The sequence below is a fragment of the Geomonas sp. genome (assembly GCF_056994735.1).
Map to the genome: position 1 here is coordinate 1 of NZ_JBXKJL010000016.1, position 3,491 is coordinate 3,491.

At 61.5% G+C, this 3,491-nt stretch carries 3 protein-coding genes; all 3 read right to left on the minus strand.

The annotated features are described in order from the left end of the window. Positions 1-182: 182 nt before the first annotated feature. The 3 genes from tnpA to AC11W3_RS00760 all read right to left on the minus strand — a co-directional run bounded on the left by tnpA (position 183) and on the right by AC11W3_RS00760 (position 3,077). Positions 183-644, minus strand: coding sequence for an IS200/IS605 family transposase (tnpA, locus tag AC11W3_RS00750; protein ID WP_484092322.1), 462 nt, complete (start codon positions 642-644; stop codon positions 183-185). Positions 645-1,030: 386 nt separating this feature from the next. Further along, entirely contained in the window at positions 1,031-1,948 is a 918-nt protein-coding gene (locus tag AC11W3_RS00755) for a transposase (RefSeq protein WP_484092323.1), read from the minus strand. A 151-nt stretch (positions 1,949-2,099) separates the two neighbouring features. Then, positions 2,100-3,077, minus strand: coding sequence for a transposase (locus tag AC11W3_RS00760; protein ID WP_484092324.1), 978 nt, complete (start codon positions 3,075-3,077; stop codon positions 2,100-2,102). Between the last annotated feature and the right edge of the window lie 414 nt (positions 3,078-3,491).

Here is a 3,491-nt window from a genome sequence, read left to right on the forward strand (position 1 = left end):
GCGTAGCAGGATGGCTGGAGGCGATTTCCGATTGGGTACAGTAGCGGCATACATGCTTTTATGTTAAAGATAAAGACAGTGAATGTCAGTGAACAGACCACCGCCTAAAGGCGGTGGCTTCGGGTGACGGCTAAAGCCGGCGCTATCGGCTAAAGCCGAGTGTATTCCCGCTGAAAGCAGGCTTAAGGCGAAGGGGACTCCCCGGACGGGGAAGCCGCCCCTTCAATCGAGAAGGTGGCATCGTGATCATGACATTGGTTCTCAATATAGGCTTTAATGACCTCATCTGTGACATTGCCGCTGCTGCGGCAAAAATAGCCCCGTGCCCAGACATGCCGCCCCCAGTAGCGTTGCCGTACCGCCGGGAACTCCCGCAACAGGACATAGGAACTCTTCCCCTTCAACCGTTGTACCAACCGGCTAATCGTCACTTGGGGTGGGATCGATAGCATCACGTGAACATGATCGGCCGAGATATGTCCCTGCAAGATCTCGACGCGTTGCCGTCGGCATTCTTCCCGGACCACGTCGCGAACCCGCTCGGCAATCGCACCCCGGAGCACTTTATGACGATACTTGGTGATCCAGACCACAGGCAGGTGGATGGAAAACACGGTGTGAGAACCATGACGAGAGTCGCTCATGCCCCAAGCATAGCAAAAAAGCTGCTAAAGCTTCCGCCTAAAGGCGGGGGTTTTAACCCCATATGCGCCAACTTAAGCAGTATTTCTCATATGTTACTGAGGCCGTTGGCCTGGCAGTACAGGATCAGGCGATTGACCCGATCCGGTACAGTTTGCAGGTGGCGGCGGCGCGGTCGTTCCTGCATCACCTCCAGGCAGGCGGCCCAACGTTCCAGGTTCCACCGCCCTACCCTGCTGATGGCGGTAGCCAGTTCCTGGCGCCGTAGTTTCCACAGCCGCCACGGGGTCGCGCGGCGCGGCCGGTCCAGGCGATTCCAATCCTCGCCACAGCGCCGGCGCGCCCACTTCTCCAGCACCCAGGCATAGAGCAGTTTGCCATGGCGATATCAGTCGGCCAGCACACTGCCTTGACGGCTGCGGAGATGATCCAGATGGAGGATGGTTTGCAACCGCTTAATGACCAGGTCCACTTGCCACCGGACCCGATAGAGCGCTAGGACGGTGGCGGTCGGCAACACCGCTGGCGGCAGGGTCGTCAATACTAACACCCACTCGGCCAAGTCCAGGGTTCGTTGTTGCACTTGCCGCCCTTTCTTCTTGGCCTGGACCTGCACCCGCCGCCGGGCTTTGGCCGCCAGTGCCAACGGTAATCGGCAGGCGTGGACATAGCCTTGTAGAAGCTGGCCCTGGGCTTGGAGCCACACCGGCACACACCGCTCGGTCTCCGCGGCCCCTTGGAGTTCCTTGTACCAGTCGATCTTGGCTTCGGCCGCGTCGTACAGATTCAAGCTATGCGGGGTATAACGCACCACCACGCCGACCCCGCGGTCGGTGTTGGTGATTAACTCCAGCGCCCGGTTGTACCCCCGATCCATTACTACCACATCGCCCGCTTGCAGGGGGTAGTGCTCCCAGCACTCGCCTTCATGGGCATCAGTCACCTTGACATAACTCAGGTGTAACCGCACCAAATCCACCGCCCAGTGCAACCGATACCATGTCCCCGTCGCCCCCGGCCCCGGCACCGTCGAGCCATCCATCACCACCAACCGCAGGTGACCCTCGATCCCGGGTGCCGCTGCTGCCCCCATCAGTCGGCCCAGCAGCGCCTTCACCCATGGTCCGCACGCCTTCAGCCGCTTCTGGATCGCCGTGTCGCTGATCGGTTCCTCTACCAGGGTAAAATTTCCCGCCGTCTCCCGCAGCACCTGATCGATGCCGCAGTAGCACAGCACCACCTGAAGCAGCTGTTCCGGGGTCTTGATTTTGCGACTCCGGCTGAACGCTTTAAATTCGATCGCCAATTCCCGAAAGTCCGCCGGTAGTTCTTGTCAAAGCTGCGCAAATGTCGTATCAACATGATCGGATGGCAGGCGCATCGTGAGCGGTCCTCCGATTACAAGGGTCGTGTGAGAACCCTTGAACCTGCCATTCTGTTACAGCTTTTTCAAACTGTTATTCCTTAAGTTGGCGCATATGGGGATCGACCTCCCGCCGCCGGCCCGTCGCCACGACTACCGCACCTGGGCACACCAACACCAGGGTGGCCGCGGCCAGCACCAGGCACAGCCGCTGCAAAGCCTCGACGTCGCGTAGCCGGGACGACTCCCACTGGAAACCGCCGGACTTGTGGTCCAAACAGCCCTCCTCAATGCCAAAGCGTAGGCCATAGCGGCGCAGGGTTGGCGGCCCCGCCGCCTCGGCAGTGGCGATGCTCCACGGCTCCTTCGCCCCCTTCTCCCAGCCCACGGCCAGTTCCACCGGGATCCGCGCCGCCCCTAGGAACACCCCCGCATAGAAGCGCAGTTCCCCCGCTGACAGGCGCAGCACCAGCGTTTTGCCGCCGCCTAGGAACAGCCCGATGTCGCGCTTGCAACGGATGCAAAAGTGCCAGTCCGGCGTCCGCTTCACCCACCGCAATAGCTCCGCATGGATAAAGCCCCGGTCGGCCAGCAGCACCACCTCGCGCCCCTTTAACAGCCGTGCCGCGAATCCTAGCACGCCCCGGTAGTCTTGAAACGCCACGCTGGCGCTCCGGTGTCGCAGCACCTTCCACGCCACCGGCACCGAACGCCCGCGCCACACCAAGGCCACTTGCACTACGCAGAACGTATCCCATAGCATCGTCGTGTCCAGCGCCACATGCAGCCGACCGTCCGGGAACTCCCCCAGCGCGCCCCGCAGTAAGGCCGCGTACAACCTCAGCGCGTCGATCCGCGCATTCGACAGCCAGCGGCTGAACCGCCGCACCGTGCTTTGCGCGTAGACCGCCCGCTCCGCCACACACGGTGCCCACTCGTCCAGCGCGATCCACCCGCTCGTCAACAGCCCTGCCACCATCCAGCACAGCGTCTTCAGGTGCCGCCCGTCGCGCCACGGCGCTTGTTTGAACAAGGGCGACAAGGTAGCGTACAAAATCGGGGGCTGGGGCATAGCGAGGAGCATCCTTTGGAGTTTGTGCGGATGCATAGCTTGCCCAGCTTCCGCCCCCCTTGGCTACTTTTGTCAGTCAATCAGGTTGCGGACATGGGCGGTGGGAGGAGAAGTACCCGGCGGTGGCGGAAGCGCTCTGGGCCTTGGCAGAATCTCACTGTCAACAAGACCCGACCTTCTGCGGGACGCTCTCGTACACCCGACTGACGGCGGCGGAAGCCTTGTAACAGCTGCGTGCGCAAGGTTTCCCAGAGGATGCTTTACCGTCGCCCAGTACGATGGCGGAGGTTCTGAACCGGAACGGCTACCGCCTGCGCCCGATGGTCAAAGCTAAGCCCCCAAAAACTCCCGGAAACGGACGCCCTCTTTGCCAACCTGGCGGCAAAGGATGGAAAACCCCTAACAGAGGTGACG